This is a genomic window from Ktedonobacterales bacterium (genome assembly GCA_036557285.1).
Lineage (GTDB): Bacteria > Chloroflexota > Ktedonobacteria > Ktedonobacterales > DATBGS01 > DATBHW01.
Map to the genome: position 1 here is coordinate 1 of DATBHW010000072.1, position 14,215 is coordinate 14,215.

Consider the following 14,215-nt stretch of genomic DNA (forward strand, 5'->3'; position numbering starts at 1 on the left):
AGCGGTGAAGTACAATGAGTGCGCGGCAGAAAGAGCGCGTGAAGTGCGCGGCATAGTGAAAGGGAACACCCAACGCGGGGATATTTCCACTTTTGGAAGGGCGTTGCAGAAAGAGGATGTGGCGAGCAACGCCGCGCTGAGTCCCGGTAACACACATGAAGGATAGAGAACGCTTAGATTTGAGAGATTGGGGGACGCAAGGGCAGCGATGAACCAGTCAGAAGGGACGCTTGCCTCGCTGGGCAAGCCAGCAAACCCGATGGGTCGGGCGCAGCCTGTCGAGCCAGATGCCACGTTTACGGAAATGGAGGGGGAGGAAGCGCGGGAGGCGATTCCCTGGCGCGGCCAGACGGTTGAGCAGGTCAGCAAGGATTTTGTGCTGACGCAGGTGGACCCACAGCAGCCAGAGGTGCGTGAACGCCTCTGGAAACGTGGCAGCAGCGGGCGCTATGAGATTTCGGAGGCGCATGTGGTGCTGGGTATTCGGGCGTTTGTGGCGCGGGGCGATCACGAGCGGGCGCGCCTGTTAAGCGAGGTCTTGCTGGACCGCTGCCAGGGCGAGTTTCAACGGCGTTCGTTGGGCTTGCGCCACCGACCTGACCTGATGGAAGATGCAATGGCCGGCATGGCCGAACAAGTCTTGCGCGAGGCAATGGACCCCCGCGAAGAGTTTATGATTTTGAATTTCACGCATTATCTGCGCTGCCTCTGCGCCGATAATTTTAACGCGGTGCTGCGCCAGGAGGGTCTGCGCTATCGGCGGGATGAAGAGGGTCGTCCGGCGGGGCGTCCGACCCATGTGCCAGCGGCGCTGGTGGATCGGATTCATGCCACGCAAGAGGAGGAAGAGAGCGGGATGGGCGCCAGTGGGGCGCGCCTGGCCGACCCCTCGGATGATATTGAGTCGTTCCACGCCATTATGGAGGCGCGGCGGGTGCTGACGTACCTGGCTGATCCTCTGGACCGCACGATTGTCACCTTGCGGGCGCTGGAAGGGCTGAAATGGGATGAGATTGCCCGTCTGTGTGGAAAGACGGAGCGAACCATGCGCCTGCGTTACGAGCGGGCGCGGGCGTTTCTGCGGGAGTGTATCGAACGCGAAGCGGCCAGCGAAGGAGCCTAGCAATGGTACAGCGAGAGAAGCAGAAAGGGTCACGTGAGTTGCAGCAAGCGAAGATGGAACTGGCGGCGGCGCATGAAGCTGGCGAGGCGGCCTTGCTGCGTCAGGTGGCGCTGCGCTATCCGGCGCAGCTTGAAAAGCTGAGCGACTTTGTCGCGGGACTGTATGCTACCGATCTGGATGAGCAGGAGGCGGCGCTGCCCATGACAGTGGAGATGGAGGCGCTTACCCTGCGCGCCCGGCAGCGGGCGCTCGACGCGGTTTTTAGCGCGGCGACACTGCCCCAGACGAGCGCCGTTCCGGTCAACACGCTGGCGCAGGTGCGCAGAGCCAGCGGGCTTTCGCTGGTGGAGCTTGCGCGTCGGCTGGCTTTAGGGGCCGATGTTGTTCAGAAGCTGGAGCAAGGGCGCATTATCGCCGCCAGCGTGCCACAGAAATTGGCGGATCGGCTGGCCGAGGCGTTGGCCGTGTCGAAAGACCAGGTCTGGGCCTTGCTGCGCAGCACACCAGGCGCTGAGCTTCAGCCTGCTTTCCAGCGCCGTCGCTCGGTTGGGAAAAACAGCCAGCCAGAAGGTCGTTCTGTCCAGCCACAGAGCTTTGCCGAAGCGGTGCAGCACAGCCCTTCTATGGCGGCAGAGCAGCGCGCGCGCTGGCTTGCGGAGAACGGCGAAGGATGAGCAAAGCTCAGCTTTGGTTCTCGGCGAAGATTTTCAGGACGCCATGATAAATAAAGATGCACAGCAGGCTCATCACCAGCGCCAGCAGCAGCGCGCCAAAGAAAGGGCGCTCGGCGTTAATGGGACGGTTTGCCGCAAGATCGGCGCTGGCCTGGGCAATATAGGCGTAGAGAAAATCAACTGAGAAGGCGATCAATGGAATAGAAGGGAGCAAGACCTTGAGGAAGCGCCTGGCGTGCTGCTCCCTGGTCGCATCTGGCTTGGACCAATAAAGGAGCGGTTCTGATGCGGCCAGCGTCTGGTCGCTGCTGGCTTGCTCTGAAGTAAGGATGTGTATCGGGTCCATGCGTGTCTTCCTCTTCCCCTGGAAGCTAAAAACGGCTTCTGTGTCCCTGCCTCCTTGTCTGCCGCATAGCGTGTGTATTCCTCATGTTTTACAACTTGGATGGAGCCTCCTACCCGATTAAACGTGAGAATGCCTCCTGAGTATCACCGCATGCCCGGTAATCCAGAATCCCTGGAGCTTGTGCCTTGCCTTCCTCTTGGGAAGGTTGGTTCAAGATCGGGAGAAGAGCGGTTCACCTGTTGAGGGTGATCCCCGCTTTGCCGACTGTGAACGAGAGCGTAGCTGTTGCGTAATTCTGGCTCTGGTCCACCGCGTAGGCGGTGATCTCGTGTGCGCCTGGCGTCAGCGTCTCGGCGTAGAGTGTCCAGTCTGTCCCCTGGTGGTATCGCTGGCCCAGTCCATCCAGATACCAGGCGATGTTGGCGATCCCCTGGTTATCGCTGGCAGCAGCGATGATATGCAGGCGCGCTGCTGGTGCGCTTATCGCGCCGCTCAGGCGGATGCTGGGGGGAGTGGTGTCGGCTGGTGTACTGGTGATATAGGGGTTGTCTGGATTCGAGGCAAGCAGTTCCTGGGCCGACAGCGTGTGCCAGGGGCCGCCAGAAGCAACGCCAATGCCAATAACATTGAACTGCGGGTTAAGGATATTTTGACGATGCGCGCAGTGTTCGGCGGCGTCATTATACAGATACTCGTAGATGGCTCCGGCGGCAGGCGCCCAGTTCCCGGCAATGTTTTCGGCAATGGACTGGTAATGGTTGGCGATCCGGGGATTGGCATTCAGACGATCTTGAAAGTCTCCGCTGATAGGGCTGGTATGCGAGAAAAAATGAAGCTGCGCCATCTGACGGCTATAGGCTGCGGCAACCTGGGCCAGCGTCGTGTCCCAACGCAGCGGGGAAAGTCCACGACTGGCGCGTTCGAGGTTCACCAGCACGAATTGCTGCTGCGCCTGTGGAAGGCGCCAGTAGTTGTTGGGAAGGGTGAGCGGGGCTAATCCCTCGCTGGCACGCGCGTGATTGATCGCCGCTATTGCTGCCGCTTCTCCGCCGCCAGTATAATAGTCCGGGCTGGGAGGCAGCGCGGGACAGGCGCCAGGGGATGGGCCAGGCGTAATCAGGGCTGTGAACGCCTGCTGAATGGTGGGCCAGGGATCGGCTGCCACCACCAGAAGCGCCAGCACAGCCAGAGCCAGCAGCCGAATGTGTCGCACCGTTCCTGCTTTCCACTCCCCGGAGAAGGGTTTATCGTTTCGTGGCTCTCCCCTGTTTGCAAAGGATGTGCCAGGTCGCCGAGAGCTGCTTGCGCTTGTGGCTGCCAGACCATATAATGAGGTGACTTTGGGTGATAGGCGAAAAACGAGGAGGGGTATGAAGCACTCTCAGCAAGATCGCGGGCCTGGGAAGGGACGTGAGCCAGGCGAGGCTCATGAACAGAAACATCGTCTGGAGCCAAAAGAGCGCGCGGATCGAGTGGACCGTGTGGAGCGCAGTGAAGAGAAGGAGCGGCTGGAGCGTGATGGGCAGGCGCGTGCCGATCTCACCCACTTAATCGAATCTTTGCGCCAGCAATTTGAGCAAGACCGAAACCTGGCAAGCCAGACGGGTACAGCCAGATGCGGTATCTGCTATCTCTACTATCGCCAGGCTGATCTCCTGTATCGGGAAGAGGAAGGCTTTTATATTTGCCATCGTTGTCAGCGGGCGCTGGGCAATGGGCGTATCAAGATGGTGCGCCGCCAGCAGCGTTAGCATATGACCATGCGCGCTGCTGAAAGTCAGACGCCAGATACAGCAGATTAGCTGGCGCTGCTTTCTCTGACCTGGGCGCTGCTGCCAGCCACCTCTGCTGTGCTGGCCGCTTTACTGGGGGCTTCGGGCTTAACCTCGCTGACTTCCTCGTCTTCTTCCGCGCGACGCAGATCCTCCGGGCGCTGAAGGCGATCCAGATAGAGAATGCCATCGAGGTGATCAATCTCATGCTGCAAGACGCGCGCAAAGAAGCCATCGGCGCGGATGCGGGTCTCTTTCCCATGAACATCGCGCCCCTTGACGACGACCATCATCGAGCGTTTGATATTTTCGCCAATATAGCCGGGAATGCTCAAGCAGCCTTCAGGGCCAATCTGCTCACCACTCTCTTTCACAATTTCTGGATTGATGAGTACTTCCAGGCGGTCCTCGAATTCGGCCACCAGGATGCGCAGCGATTGAGCTACCTGCGGAGCGGCCAGACCAACTCCACTGGCGGCGCGCATGGTCTCGATCATGTCGTCAACCAGCCGCTTGATGCTGGCGTCAAACCGCGTGACCCGCTTGGCTTTTTGGCGGAGGATGGGATTTTCAATGGTGATAATTTTTCTCAGCGCCATTCCTGTTATCCCTTGGAAGATGAAGGCAGACACCGTATTTCTGCGCCCAGTATAGGCTTGCTCGATGGTTTGTGTCAAGCAGAGGGACGCTCCCCTCAAGTTCTATCGCGGTAAGTTGGCCCGGTTTGTGCTGCCAGCGTTCTGTCTGAAGGGAGAAGATTGGTGGATTGCCAGGAACGTGTATTATGGAGCCAGTTGAGGCGCCTGCCGGGAAAAGGCTCCGACCTGCTCATTGGGCTGCTAGAAAGTGGAGGGTTGGTTTACACGTCATGGATGATTTGATTCGCGCGCTGAATAAGCTGCTAGAGGCTGAACGCGCAGGGGTTGAGGCGCTGGTTGATTTGACGAGGATGTCGGCTGATGTGCTGGAGCGCGAGATGTTGCAGCGGATCGGCGGCGAGGAGGCATGGGCCTGCGCCAGTCTGCGTGGACAGATAGAAGCGCTTGGTGGAATGCCCAGCCGCCAGATTGGCCCATTGTTGACGCAGCTACGCGCCCGCGACCATTTCGCGGCGCGCTTGCGTCTGTTCGCTCAACAGCAGCAAGCGGTGCTTGAAAACCTCAAAACCTTACTGGAGGACCAACAACTGCCGGAGGAAGTGCGCGAGTTGCTGGCCGAGTTATATCGCATTCACGCGCCCAATATTGCCTGGTGTGAGCAGCGCGCCGCAGCGTTTGGTATGCGCGAAGGCCAGCAAGAGAATACTTCTTTAAGCCATGCAGCGGAAAGACGCCCTTCACCTGAAGGGCGGGAGGTTCCCTATCGCAGTAGGAATAAAAGGCAGACGGATTTCAAGAGCAGGCGCGGCGAGGCCAGCCGCGCTGAGGATTCTCGCCGCACACGGTTGACTCACAGTGAGGATGATGAAGCCAATCAGCCGCTCTAACCGTTACGCTTCACCGCTTCAGCCCATTTCCATAGGACAGTTGGTTAAAAAGCTTGCAAAAAGCTGAAGCACCAGGTACAATCCTCGCTAAGAGTCAAAAGCAGCTGAGGGACCAGCGGAAGCAGGCGGAGGCTCTCAGAACCAGACTTGCCTCTCAGGGCAGGTTGATGGCGGAGGGAAGGTAGTATGACCAGGCAATTGAATCGGTTTGGGGAGCGTGGACAGGCACTGATCGAGTACGTTTTCATCCTGGTATTGGTGGCGATGGTGGTTGTGGTGGTGCTGATGATTTTTGGCCCTGAACTGGGGAACGCTTTTAGCACCATTACTCACGGCTTGTAAACCATCGGATGTGAGCAGCAGAACCAGGGGCGGCATTGGTATGGACGGCTCCTTGTGTAAACAGGTGAGCAGCCAAAGGGTAACCTGCCTGAAGAAAAGGCACAGCAGACACGCTTGAGAAGCACGTTTGAGAGGCACGCTTTCAGTCCGCTGGCGGTATGGCGCGATGCGCTGTACCGCCTCATTTTTAGGCTGACAGCCGCCAGGCAGAGTCGGCGAAAGCAGCCAGCACAGGAGGACTGGCGAGGCAATCGCCACCGCATTTCCGTTTTTGGATAGGCTGAAAAGAATGACGTGGCGCAAGGGGCGAGCAGACCCGTTCGATTCCCCCGGAGAGACGAAACAGCGGAAAGAATGTCAATCTGGTTGAGGGTCTGCGGGCGCTCCGGCAGGAGGTGTATACGCGGACGGATTGTTTCTGCTGATGTTGGCAAGAGGCCATGCCAGGGATCGCTGCGCGCCTGGTCGTCGGTGGTTGCAGCCTGCGGGGCTGAGTGTTATAATGGCGCAGTACATTTTGCAGCGGCGAAGTGTGAAGCATACCTATCCATCCTGCCCCGGCAACGCTCAACCTGCTCCCAGATGAGCATACTGACCGGGCGCACACCCACAGGAAGGAGTTCATAGCGTGCGGGACTACGAGTTGGGAATCGTTGTCAGCCCCGAAGCGAGTGAGGAGCAAACAAAGGGAATCCTTGACCGGGTAACTCACATAGTGCAGACCAATGGAGGCCAGGTGGTGAAGGTTCACCCCTGGGGGCGGCGCCGATTGGCTTTTCCGATTGAGCGGCACCGCGAGGGCCTCTACTTTTTCTTAGACCTTTCCCTCACTCCTCAGACAGTGTTGGACATTGATCGCAATCTGAAGGTGACTGAAGAGGTGATCCGCCACATGATGGTGAGGCGTGATCCGCGGGCAATTGCTGCGCAGCGTGCCAGGGAAGCGCAGGCGGCAGCGGCTGCCGCTGCTGAGCCTCCAGATGAAACGGGGGCTGAGCCAGAGGCGCTGGCTGAGGAAGTCGCGGCGCCCGAAGCGGAAGCAGAGCCTGATCTGGCTGTGGCCGAAGCCGAAGCGCCAGTTGAGGCTGAAGAGCCAGAGGTTGCGCCGGAAGCGGCTGAAGAGCTTGAGGGCGAGGCGTAGCTCCAAAGGAGAGCGCGCACATGATCAATCGCATTTTTTTGATCGGGAATCTGGGGCGTGACCCAGAAATGTCATACACACCCAGCGGAAAAGCTGTGACCAAATTTACCCTGGCCGTGAATCGCGTGCAGCGCAACCGGGAAACCGGCGAGACGCAAAAAGAGACCGACTGGTTCTCAATCGTGGCTTGGGAGCGGCTGGCGGAGACATGCAATACCTACCTGCATAAAGGCTCCAAAGTCTTTATCGAAGGGCGTATGCAGTCGCGCAAATATACCGATAAGAACGGAGTGGACCGGACCGTCTGGGATGTGGTTGCCAGTGATATGCAGATGCTTGATCCCAAAGAGGGCGCTCCTGCGCGCGCTGGCGGCGAGAGCGGGTATGGGGATGCGGGCGATCAATCGCCTGAAGATATTCCGTTCTAAAGACCACGTTTTGGCTTCGTGAAACGTCTTTCTTAGCGATGAAATCTGCTGAACGGAGGCAGGCATACACCAGAAGCGGTCGCTGGCCGAGCCAGCGTTACTGGCGTGCCTGTTTCCCGTTCAGCCTTGTAGAATCATGTTGTGCCGACAAGTTCTTTCTCCCTTCTTGTCGGCAAACCCACACACAAGAGGAGTACAGACATGCAAAGGTCTGAGGGCGGCGGGCCGCGTGGTGGACGGGGCGGCGGACGCGACTATCGTTCACGGAGAAAGGTCTGCGCATTTTGCGTGGATCGGGTGCGTGAGATTGACTACAAAGACGCGCCTCGCTTGCGCCGCTACATTTCTGATCGCGGCAAGATTGAGCCACGTCGCAAGACAGGTACGTGCGCGAAGCACCAGCGCCGCCTGAGTGTTGCGCTCAAACGCGCGCGGCATATGGCGCTCTTGCCCTATACGGCGGAACATATCCGAGGCGCGTAACGCATCAAGCCGGGCGAGCGTTGGATAGCTGAAAGCGCCCGCCCGGCGCGGGCGCTCGTATGCGGGCCGCTCTAGCCACGCGAACAGGGGAAACTTCGCAACCATGAGTAATCAGACGCTACCGAAATCATCGAAGAAGTCAAAGGAAGCGCCAACTGGAAAGACGCGCGAGGCGCGTCAGGCCAGGGGACGCCTCTATCGCCGTCAGACGGCGCGGGTGGAAGAGCGCCGCGATGGCAAGCCGCTGGTATTTGGCTGGGGCAAGCACCTTTCGCGCCGCCAGAAGACAAAAATCCAGGCGCGCGCGTTCTGGACGTTTGCGATTGTGGTGATTCTCGCGGTTGTGGGGGTGCTTGGCTATTCATTCTATTACGTGAATTACGCTGTTCCTGCTCAACCGATTGTCACCGTGAACGGGCAGAAGATTCCACAGAGCCTCTTCCGCAAACTCAATTTTTATCTTGCGCAAGATTTTTCCAACCAGCTTGCATCTGTTCAACAGCAATTGACCGCTGCGCAGCAAAAAGCGAATTCAACCGATCCGAAAACCCAGGCGGAAGGGACACAGGAAGTCAGCGACCTGACTACCCAGCAGCAAAACCTGCAACAGCAGTATAGTATTCCCACGGTAAGCGCCAGGTCAGAGGAAGACCTGGTTGACGATATTCTGATTCAGGCGCAGATTCCTCAGCTTGAGGCGCGTGGGGTTCCGAAGTCTACGCTGGAGGCCAGCGACAAGGAGATCAACGCCAAATTAGACGCTTTCAAGAAAGCCTTCCCGCCGACAGTGGCTTATAGCACGTTCTTGAGCAAAGCCAAGATGTCGGAAGATGAGTTCCGCCAGATTCTGGCGATTCTCGTCCGACGTGACAATATGGATAAGTACCAGCAAAGCCTGATCGGCCCGACGGCCTTGCAGGTCCATAGCTGGGACATGCAGGCCAACAGCCAGCAGGAAGCGGATAAGTTTTTGACCCAGTTGAGGAGCGCCAGTGCGGCGGACCTGCCAGCAGCGTTTGAGAAGCTGGCGAGACGCAGCTCGCGCGATCCGAATACAAAGGCCAGGGGTGGCGATATGGGCTGGGTGATCTCTGGCGATCCAGACGCCGCCGGTGGATCAGCCGCTGTATCCTGGCTTTTTGATCCAGCCCGCAAAGCAGGCGACTTAAGCCCGGCGATCAAAATTGTCGAGGGCCAGTTTAACATTTACTATATCACCGCGATTGACCCACATCGGCCCATCGGCGCTGCCAAGCAAGCATCGTTGAAGTCAACCGCGCTCGATAATTGGGTTCGGCTCATCAAGGCTTTGCCGCAGACGCAGATCGGCACGATAGATTCAGCCAAGACGCTTGACCCGAATAACTTCCCGGCGGACCTGCCTGCCGGCCCGCCCGCAAATCAGCCTGGCGCTCCGGTACCCCCCATCGGGCCGTAGTTACAGCAGCGTTGAAGCTAGCTTCTGACAGGATAAGCAGCGCGCAGGGCTGCTGCATCTGAGCCACCAGGGCCATGCAGCAGCCCGGTTCTTCATCAGGAACAAGAAGTAGAGAAGCATCACCCGCTATGCCGGACAAGACTGGAAAAAGCTGTGATAGCAACACAACAGCCAGCGCGCGTGTCAGCAGCCGTTGAAGAGGAACTTTCGCTGCTGGGGACGCTTTCGCTCTATCTGCATATCCCTTTCTGCCATGCCAAGTGCCATTATTGCGATTTTAACTCCTATGCCGGGCAGCTTCGCTGGCGCGAGCCATATGTAGAGGCGCTGCTGCGCGAGATAGCCTGGGCTGGCGAACTGGCGCGCGGCTCCGGGGCGGCTGGCAGGCCAGTGGATCAACCCTGGCCCTGTCGGACGATCTTTTTTGGCGGCGGAACACCCAGCCTGCTGACCGCAGAGCAGGTAGCACAGACGCTGGGGGCAGCCCGGCAGGCGTTTGTGGTGCAGACGGATGCGGAGATTACGCTGGAGGCGAATCCTGGGACGCTGGAGGAGCCGTATCTGCTGGCGCTGCGCGCTGCGGGGGTGAACCGGCTCAGCATGGGCGCGCAGAGCTTTGACGCCGGGCTGCTGCGCTGGATGGGCCGCATTCATGGCCCCGAAGAGATTGAGCGCGCGTTTTCGCTGGCGCGGCGGGCCGGATTTGACAATATCAACCTGGACTTTATTTTTGGGCTGCCTGACCAGTCTCTGGAGCAGTGGGAAACTACGCTCGCGCGCGCATTGGCGCTGGCTCCCGATCACCTTTCGCTCTATGCGCTGATTGTGGAAGAGGGGACGCCGCTGCATCGCTGGGTAGATCAGGGGCGCGTGCGCCCGGCGGATGAGGATGTGACGGCAGAGATGTATCTGCTGGCACAGCGGAGGCTGGCCGAGGCTGGATATAGGCAATACGAAATCTCGAACTGGGCCAGGCCCGGCAAGGCATGCCAGCACAACCTGACCTACTGGCGCAACCTGCCCTATCTAGGCGTTGGCGCGGGCGCGCATTCGTCTTTTGCTGGACGGCGCTTTTCCACCGCATTGAAGGTATCTGAGTATATCCAGCGGATACAAAGCGATGGGCAGGCCGTTGTAGGGTCGGAGGAGATCAGCCCGGACCTGGAGATGGCCGAGACGGCTATGCTGGCGCTGCGCCTGAACGTCGGCCTCTCAGAGCACCTCTTCGAGCGGCGCTTTGGGGCGCGCTTTGAGGAGGTCTTTGGGGCGCGCCTGGCGCCGGTTGAGGCTGCGGGGCTGCTGGAACGTGCGGATGGGATGGTGCGCCTGAGCGAACAGGGACGCTTGCTTGGGAATGAGGTCTTTCTCCGGCTGCTGCCAGAGTGAGGAAGAAGGGCATAGCCGCAGATGCCCTTCCCACACTTCATCAAGGGTGAACTGCGCGCTGATGTGAACAAGAGCGGCTCTTAGTCTTCATTCAGGCGACCCTGCTCTGTCAGCCAGCGCGCGAATTCCAGCCGACGCTCGTCAATGACACGCTCGAAATATTCACCGTGAAGCCGAAATCGTTGGCGAAGAGCCTCAAGGCGCTCGGCCTCTTTGCGGCTAAAGATGCGTAACGATGTAGACGGCGTGTTGCCGGGTGTAGGGCTATCGTGGGTCGCCATAGAGTCCTCCTGAAAGATCAAATCAGGCCGACCCAATTGGGCTGAATACCGGGCCGACGTGAGATTTAGCTGTTTTTCTTTACCAGACTTTATTGCATGGGGCATGCCAGAAACGCGCTGGGAAGCAGCGCATGCTGATTTTTCGGGTGTGTTGGCATGGTTTGCTTTGCTTACCAAGGGCGAGCGCGAAAGCCCCTGCTTTTAAGCATGGGGATGAAGCGCCGCCCGTTCGCGTATTGACATGCACCGCAATATGTGGTACACTTTCCACATGAAAAAACGTTCAACAAGTCTGCGTCTCTCTGAAGAAGCGTTGCATCTCCTGGCTGCGATGGCTGATATGGATAGTATTTCGCGCACAGCCATGCTGGAGATTGCCATTCGGGAAGCCGCCCGCAAGCGGGGGATGAATGCTGATCGCCGAGTACAAGTTGCGGGTCAACCAGAGCCGGCAAGCCGCGATTGACGAAGCCATCCGCACGACGCAGTTTGTGCGCAACAAGGCGCTGCGCCTCTGGATGGATGGGCGCGGTATAGGCCAGTATGACTTGCAGGCCCTCTGCGCGCAGCTTGCCCAAGCGTATCCCTTTGCCGCCCGGCTCAATTCGATGGCGCGCCAGGCCGCTGCTGATCGCGCCTGGCAAGCCATTGCCCGCTTCTATGCTAACTGCCGGGAAAAGAAGCCAGGACGGAAAGGCTACCCGAAGTTTCAGCACGACAACCGTTCTGTGGAGTATAAGACTTCGGGTTGGAAGCTGGAACCGGACGGCAAGCGGCTCACCTTCACTGATGGACACGGCATCGGCACCGTCAGGCTCATTGGCACGCGCTCCATTGAAACGTTCCCCATCGCTCGGATCAAGCGCGTGCGCCTCCTCAAGCGGGCGGATGGCTACTACGTGCAGTTTGTCGTCCAGGCAGATCGGCAGATAGACCACCAGCCAACAGGCAAGCAGGTTGGCATTGATGTAGGGTTGAAAGCCTTCTATACCGACTCGGACGGCAACACGGTTGCCAACCCGCGCTATTTGCGCAAGGCAGAAACGAAACTGAAGCGTCTGCATCGTTGCCTCGACCGCAAACCCAAAGGCAGCAAGAACCGGAAAAAGGCCATCAAACGCTTGGGATGCGGCTATTTGAGAGTCAGCAGGCAGCGTAAAGACTTCGCGGCCAAGACCGCCAGTGCGCTCGTCTCGTCTCACGACCTGATTGCCTACGAAGACTTGAAAATAGCCAGTCTGGTCAAGAATCACCATCTGGCAAAGAGTATTGCCGATGCCAGTTGGGGGCTGCTCCTCGGTTGGGTTCGCTCCTATGGCGGGCTGCATGGCATCCCCATTGTGGCTGTCTCCCCACGCTTCACCACGCAAGATTGCAGCGGCTGTGGCTTTCGCGTGAAGAAGACGCTTTCGATGCGTACCCACGTGTGCCCTGCCTGTGGCTTGGTGCTGGATAGGGACCATAATGCGGCCCTCAATATCTTAGAACTGGCCTTGAACCGTACCGCCGGGCAGGCGGGAACGGGTTCCGCTTCGGCGGAACGCAACGCTTCTGGACAGCAGACCTCCAGCAGAGTCAAGCGATTGGCTTCTGTTGCGTCCGCTGGATGAAGGAAGAATCCCCTGCCGAAAGGCTGCGGGAGTGTCAATGCGCTGTTCTTCCACGCTGCGAGACATTCTTTCTCTATGCAGCAACGACCCTGGTTGCTGTTGTGCTGAAGAGCGCGTAACATGTGAGCGTAGACCCTTTTAGGAGGGCGTGGTGAGAGTGAGGGGCGGGGAAAACGGAGCAAACAAGAACGAACCGAAACCTCATGAGGGAGCTTCTTGGTGCGACGGCGGAATGTTGAGCAGGCTGAACGTGCAGGCGAGAGACGCGAAGGAGACGCAGGAGAGAACGCAAGAAACGTCAAAAATCGGTCAGTTTCAGCGTCTTCTACCATAGATGCGCAGTCCTTTCGCACACTCTATCAGGAGAACCTGGGAGTGGTCTATCGGTTTGTCTATAGCAAAGTAGGCAACCGGGAAGAGGCGGAGGATTTGACCTCGCAGGTCTTCTTAAAAGCGGTTCGCGGGCTGGACCGTGAGCGCGGCAGCCAGAGTATTCAGAGCTGGCTCTATCAGGTGGCGCGCACCACGATAGCCGATTACTGGCGAGCGTTTTATAAAGTGCGGGCCACTTCCTTAGAGTCAATGTTGGAACAGGGCTGGGAAGAACCAGTAGAAGAGCGGGTGGAACTGGCATCCTATCGGCCAGAAGAGCGGGTGCGCCATCTGCTGGAGTTGCTCCCCCCCCATTACCGGGAGGTACTGACCTGCCGTTTCTTGTTGAACTTATCTATTAAGGAGACAGCAGAGCGGATGGGGCTGAGCGAGGCCAATGTGAAGGTGTTGCAGTTTCGTGCGCTCAAAAAAGCGGCAGAGGTTGGGTAGGTGTATGGGGACAGACGATCACTGGGGCGATATAGACATGAGCGAGATGGGCAAAGAAAATGAGGCTGAACGGCTGGAAGAATACCTGGAGTTTGAGCGCCACCTGGAGCGCCTGCAACAGGAAAAGCGTCCGCGCCGCCCACGCCGAATGACGCCGGGCCAGGCAAAAGCCTATCAAATGGCTGCGTTGTTTCGGGCTGCTATGCCAGGCGCGGCTGAGCCTGATCCTGCTTTTGCCGCCAGACTGGAAGCGCAGTTGGAAGGGAAGCTGAGAGGGCGAAGCCGCTGGTTCCGCTCGTTACTTCCCGCGCCCCGTTCCAGCGGTGTATCGCGGCGCTCGCTGCTGGCTGGAGGGCTTTCGGCGGCAGCGGGGTTGGCAGCCGGGGCTGTGCTGGGCGGAGTGATGGAGCAGAAACTTACCAGCAACCAGCAGGCGGCGCCCTGGGATATACCGCTCACTGGTCTTGGCAAGGATTGGCTGATGGTTGGCAATGTCGCTGAGATCGCCCCCGGCCAGATGGTTCAGTTTCGCACAGAGACACTGGTTGGCTATGTCTTCCATAATGACGAGGTTCCCGATGTCGAAGACGGTCAGCCAGAACCAGAGTGGATCGCTATGTCGGCGGCCTGCACGCATATGGGCTGCATCGTTGGGTGGAATAGCCAGGACCGCCAACTCCACTGCCCCTGTCACGCGGGAACCTTTACTCGCTATGGCGCTCCGGCTAATGGGAGCCAGAGGTATCTGCGCTCACTGCCACGCCTGCAAATACAGGTGCGGGACGGGCAGGTCTGGGTACAGACTCCAGCGGCGCTCTCAGAGACGCCCCCGGAGCCATCCCCAGACTATTACCAGTAATATATCTCGACAGTAATATATCAT

The 14,215-nt window shown here is 58.6% G+C and carries 17 protein-coding genes; 13 read left to right on the forward strand and 4 right to left on the reverse strand.

From position 1 onward, the window contains the following. The first annotated feature begins 208 nt into the window (after nucleotides 1–208). Both VH599_19845 and VH599_19850 read left to right on the forward strand, forming a co-directional pair. Entirely contained in the window at nucleotides 209–1,123 is a 915-nt protein-coding gene (locus tag VH599_19845) for a sigma factor-like helix-turn-helix DNA-binding protein (protein ID HEY7350572.1), read from the forward strand. 2 nt (nucleotides 1,124–1,125) lie between these two features. Further along, entirely contained in the window at nucleotides 1,126–1,797 is a 672-nt protein-coding gene (locus VH599_19850) for a helix-turn-helix transcriptional regulator (GenBank protein HEY7350573.1), read from the forward strand. A 7-nt stretch (nucleotides 1,798–1,804) separates the two neighbouring features. Here VH599_19850 and VH599_19855 read toward each other — a convergent pair whose 3' ends face one another. Beyond that, nucleotides 1,805–2,143 (reverse strand): hypothetical protein, encoded by a 339-nt coding sequence (locus VH599_19855; GenBank protein ID HEY7350574.1) that lies wholly within the window; start codon nucleotides 2,141–2,143, stop codon nucleotides 1,805–1,807. Between the two features lie 232 nt (nucleotides 2,144–2,375). Continuing rightward, complete coding sequence (locus VH599_19860) at nucleotides 2,376–3,356, reverse strand: CAP domain-containing protein (protein ID HEY7350575.1); 981 nt, start codon at nucleotides 3,354–3,356, stop codon at nucleotides 2,376–2,378. Between the two features lie 157 nt (nucleotides 3,357–3,513). Here VH599_19860 and VH599_19865 point away from each other — a divergent pair, with 157 nt between their 5' ends. Beyond that, a complete protein-coding gene (locus VH599_19865) occupies nucleotides 3,514–3,894 on the forward strand; it encodes a hypothetical protein (GenBank protein HEY7350576.1) in 381 nt (126 codons plus the stop codon). Nucleotides 3,895–3,941: 47 nt separating this feature from the next. Here the strand turns inward: VH599_19865 and def are convergent, their stop codons facing one another. Beyond that, a complete protein-coding gene (gene def, locus VH599_19870) occupies nucleotides 3,942–4,514 on the reverse strand; it encodes a peptide deformylase (protein ID HEY7350577.1) in 573 nt (190 codons plus the stop codon). A 269-nt stretch (nucleotides 4,515–4,783) separates the two neighbouring features. Between def and VH599_19875 the strand changes: the two genes are divergently transcribed. The 7 genes from VH599_19875 to hemW all read left to right on the forward strand — a co-directional run bounded on the left by VH599_19875 (nucleotide 4,784) and on the right by hemW (nucleotide 10,619). Then, nucleotides 4,784–5,401 (forward strand): DUF6306 domain-containing protein, encoded by a 618-nt coding sequence (locus tag VH599_19875; GenBank protein HEY7350578.1) that lies wholly within the window; start codon nucleotides 4,784–4,786, stop codon nucleotides 5,399–5,401. Nucleotides 5,402–5,587: 186 nt separating this feature from the next. Continuing rightward, a complete protein-coding gene (locus VH599_19880) occupies nucleotides 5,588–5,743 on the forward strand; it encodes a hypothetical protein (GenBank protein HEY7350579.1) in 156 nt (51 codons plus the stop codon). Nucleotides 5,744–6,371: 628 nt separating this feature from the next. Beyond that, nucleotides 6,372–6,884: a 30S ribosomal protein S6 gene (rpsF, locus tag VH599_19885; protein HEY7350580.1), complete on the forward strand. Its 513-nt coding sequence runs from the start codon at nucleotides 6,372–6,374 to the stop codon at nucleotides 6,882–6,884. Nucleotides 6,885–6,904: 20 nt separating this feature from the next. Next, nucleotides 6,905–7,312 (forward strand): single-stranded DNA-binding protein, encoded by a 408-nt coding sequence (gene ssb, locus VH599_19890; GenBank protein ID HEY7350581.1) that lies wholly within the window; start codon nucleotides 6,905–6,907, stop codon nucleotides 7,310–7,312. A gap of 201 nt (nucleotides 7,313–7,513) precedes the next feature. Beyond that, nucleotides 7,514–7,795 (forward strand): 30S ribosomal protein S18, encoded by a 282-nt coding sequence (rpsR, locus tag VH599_19895; GenBank protein HEY7350582.1) that lies wholly within the window; start codon nucleotides 7,514–7,516, stop codon nucleotides 7,793–7,795. A 103-nt stretch (nucleotides 7,796–7,898) separates the two neighbouring features. Further along, complete coding sequence (locus VH599_19900) at nucleotides 7,899–9,233, forward strand: peptidylprolyl isomerase (GenBank protein HEY7350583.1); 1,335 nt, start codon at nucleotides 7,899–7,901, stop codon at nucleotides 9,231–9,233. 153 nt (nucleotides 9,234–9,386) lie between these two features. Further along, complete coding sequence (gene hemW, locus VH599_19905; protein HEY7350584.1) at nucleotides 9,387–10,619, forward strand: radical SAM family heme chaperone HemW; 1,233 nt, start codon at nucleotides 9,387–9,389, stop codon at nucleotides 10,617–10,619. An 80-nt stretch (nucleotides 10,620–10,699) separates the two neighbouring features. On the opposite strand, the gene VH599_19910 is transcribed toward hemW, so the two are convergent. Next, the gene (locus tag VH599_19910; GenBank protein ID HEY7350585.1) at nucleotides 10,700–10,900 is read right to left on the reverse strand and encodes a hypothetical protein; all 201 of its coding nucleotides are present in this window, start codon (nucleotides 10,898–10,900) and stop codon (nucleotides 10,700–10,702) included. 410 nt (nucleotides 10,901–11,310) lie between these two features. Between VH599_19910 and VH599_19915 the strand changes: the two genes are divergently transcribed. From VH599_19915 to VH599_19925, 3 genes are all read left to right on the forward strand, one after another. Continuing rightward, on the forward strand, nucleotides 11,311–12,510 hold the full coding sequence (locus VH599_19915; protein ID HEY7350586.1) for a transposase: 1,200 nt from the start codon (nucleotides 11,311–11,313) through the stop codon (nucleotides 12,508–12,510). 219 nt (nucleotides 12,511–12,729) lie between these two features. Continuing rightward, the gene (locus VH599_19920; GenBank protein ID HEY7350587.1) at nucleotides 12,730–13,332 is read left to right on the forward strand and encodes a sigma-70 family RNA polymerase sigma factor; all 603 of its coding nucleotides are present in this window, start codon (nucleotides 12,730–12,732) and stop codon (nucleotides 13,330–13,332) included. Between the two features lie 4 nt (nucleotides 13,333–13,336). Continuing rightward, entirely contained in the window at nucleotides 13,337–14,191 is an 855-nt protein-coding gene (locus VH599_19925) for a Rieske (2Fe-2S) protein (protein HEY7350588.1), read from the forward strand. The last annotated feature ends 24 nt before the right edge of the window (nucleotides 14,192–14,215 follow it).

What these genes read in the sequence shown, in the direction of transcription:
- VH599_19845 (HEY7350572.1), top strand. Translation starts at nt 209, where the DNA reads ATGAACCAGTCAGAAGGGACGCTTGCCTCGCTGGGCAAGCCAGCAAAC.
- VH599_19850 (HEY7350573.1), top strand. Translation starts at nt 1,126, where the DNA reads ATGGTACAGCGAGAGAAGCAGAAAGGGTCACGTGAGTTGCAGCAAGCG.
- VH599_19855 (HEY7350574.1), bottom strand. Translation starts at nt 2,143, where the DNA reads ATGGACCCGATACACATCCTTACTTCAGAGCAAGCCAGCAGCGACCAG.
- VH599_19865 (HEY7350576.1), top strand. Translation starts at nt 3,514, where the DNA reads ATGAAGCACTCTCAGCAAGATCGCGGGCCTGGGAAGGGACGTGAGCCA.
- def (HEY7350577.1), bottom strand. Translation starts at nt 4,514, where the DNA reads ATGGCGCTGAGAAAAATTATCACCATTGAAAATCCCATCCTCCGCCAA.
- VH599_19875 (HEY7350578.1), top strand. Translation starts at nt 4,784, where the DNA reads ATGGATGATTTGATTCGCGCGCTGAATAAGCTGCTAGAGGCTGAACGC.
- VH599_19880 (HEY7350579.1), top strand. Translation starts at nt 5,588, where the DNA reads ATGACCAGGCAATTGAATCGGTTTGGGGAGCGTGGACAGGCACTGATC.
- ssb (HEY7350581.1), top strand. Translation starts at nt 6,905, where the DNA reads ATGATCAATCGCATTTTTTTGATCGGGAATCTGGGGCGTGACCCAGAA.
- rpsR (HEY7350582.1), top strand. Translation starts at nt 7,514, where the DNA reads ATGCAAAGGTCTGAGGGCGGCGGGCCGCGTGGTGGACGGGGCGGCGGA.
- VH599_19900 (HEY7350583.1), top strand. Translation starts at nt 7,899, where the DNA reads ATGAGTAATCAGACGCTACCGAAATCATCGAAGAAGTCAAAGGAAGCG.
- VH599_19910 (HEY7350585.1), bottom strand. Translation starts at nt 10,900, where the DNA reads ATGGCGACCCACGATAGCCCTACACCCGGCAACACGCCGTCTACATCG.
- VH599_19915 (HEY7350586.1), top strand. Translation starts at nt 11,311, where the DNA reads ATGCTGATCGCCGAGTACAAGTTGCGGGTCAACCAGAGCCGGCAAGCC.
- VH599_19925 (HEY7350588.1), top strand. Translation starts at nt 13,337, where the DNA reads ATGGGGACAGACGATCACTGGGGCGATATAGACATGAGCGAGATGGGC.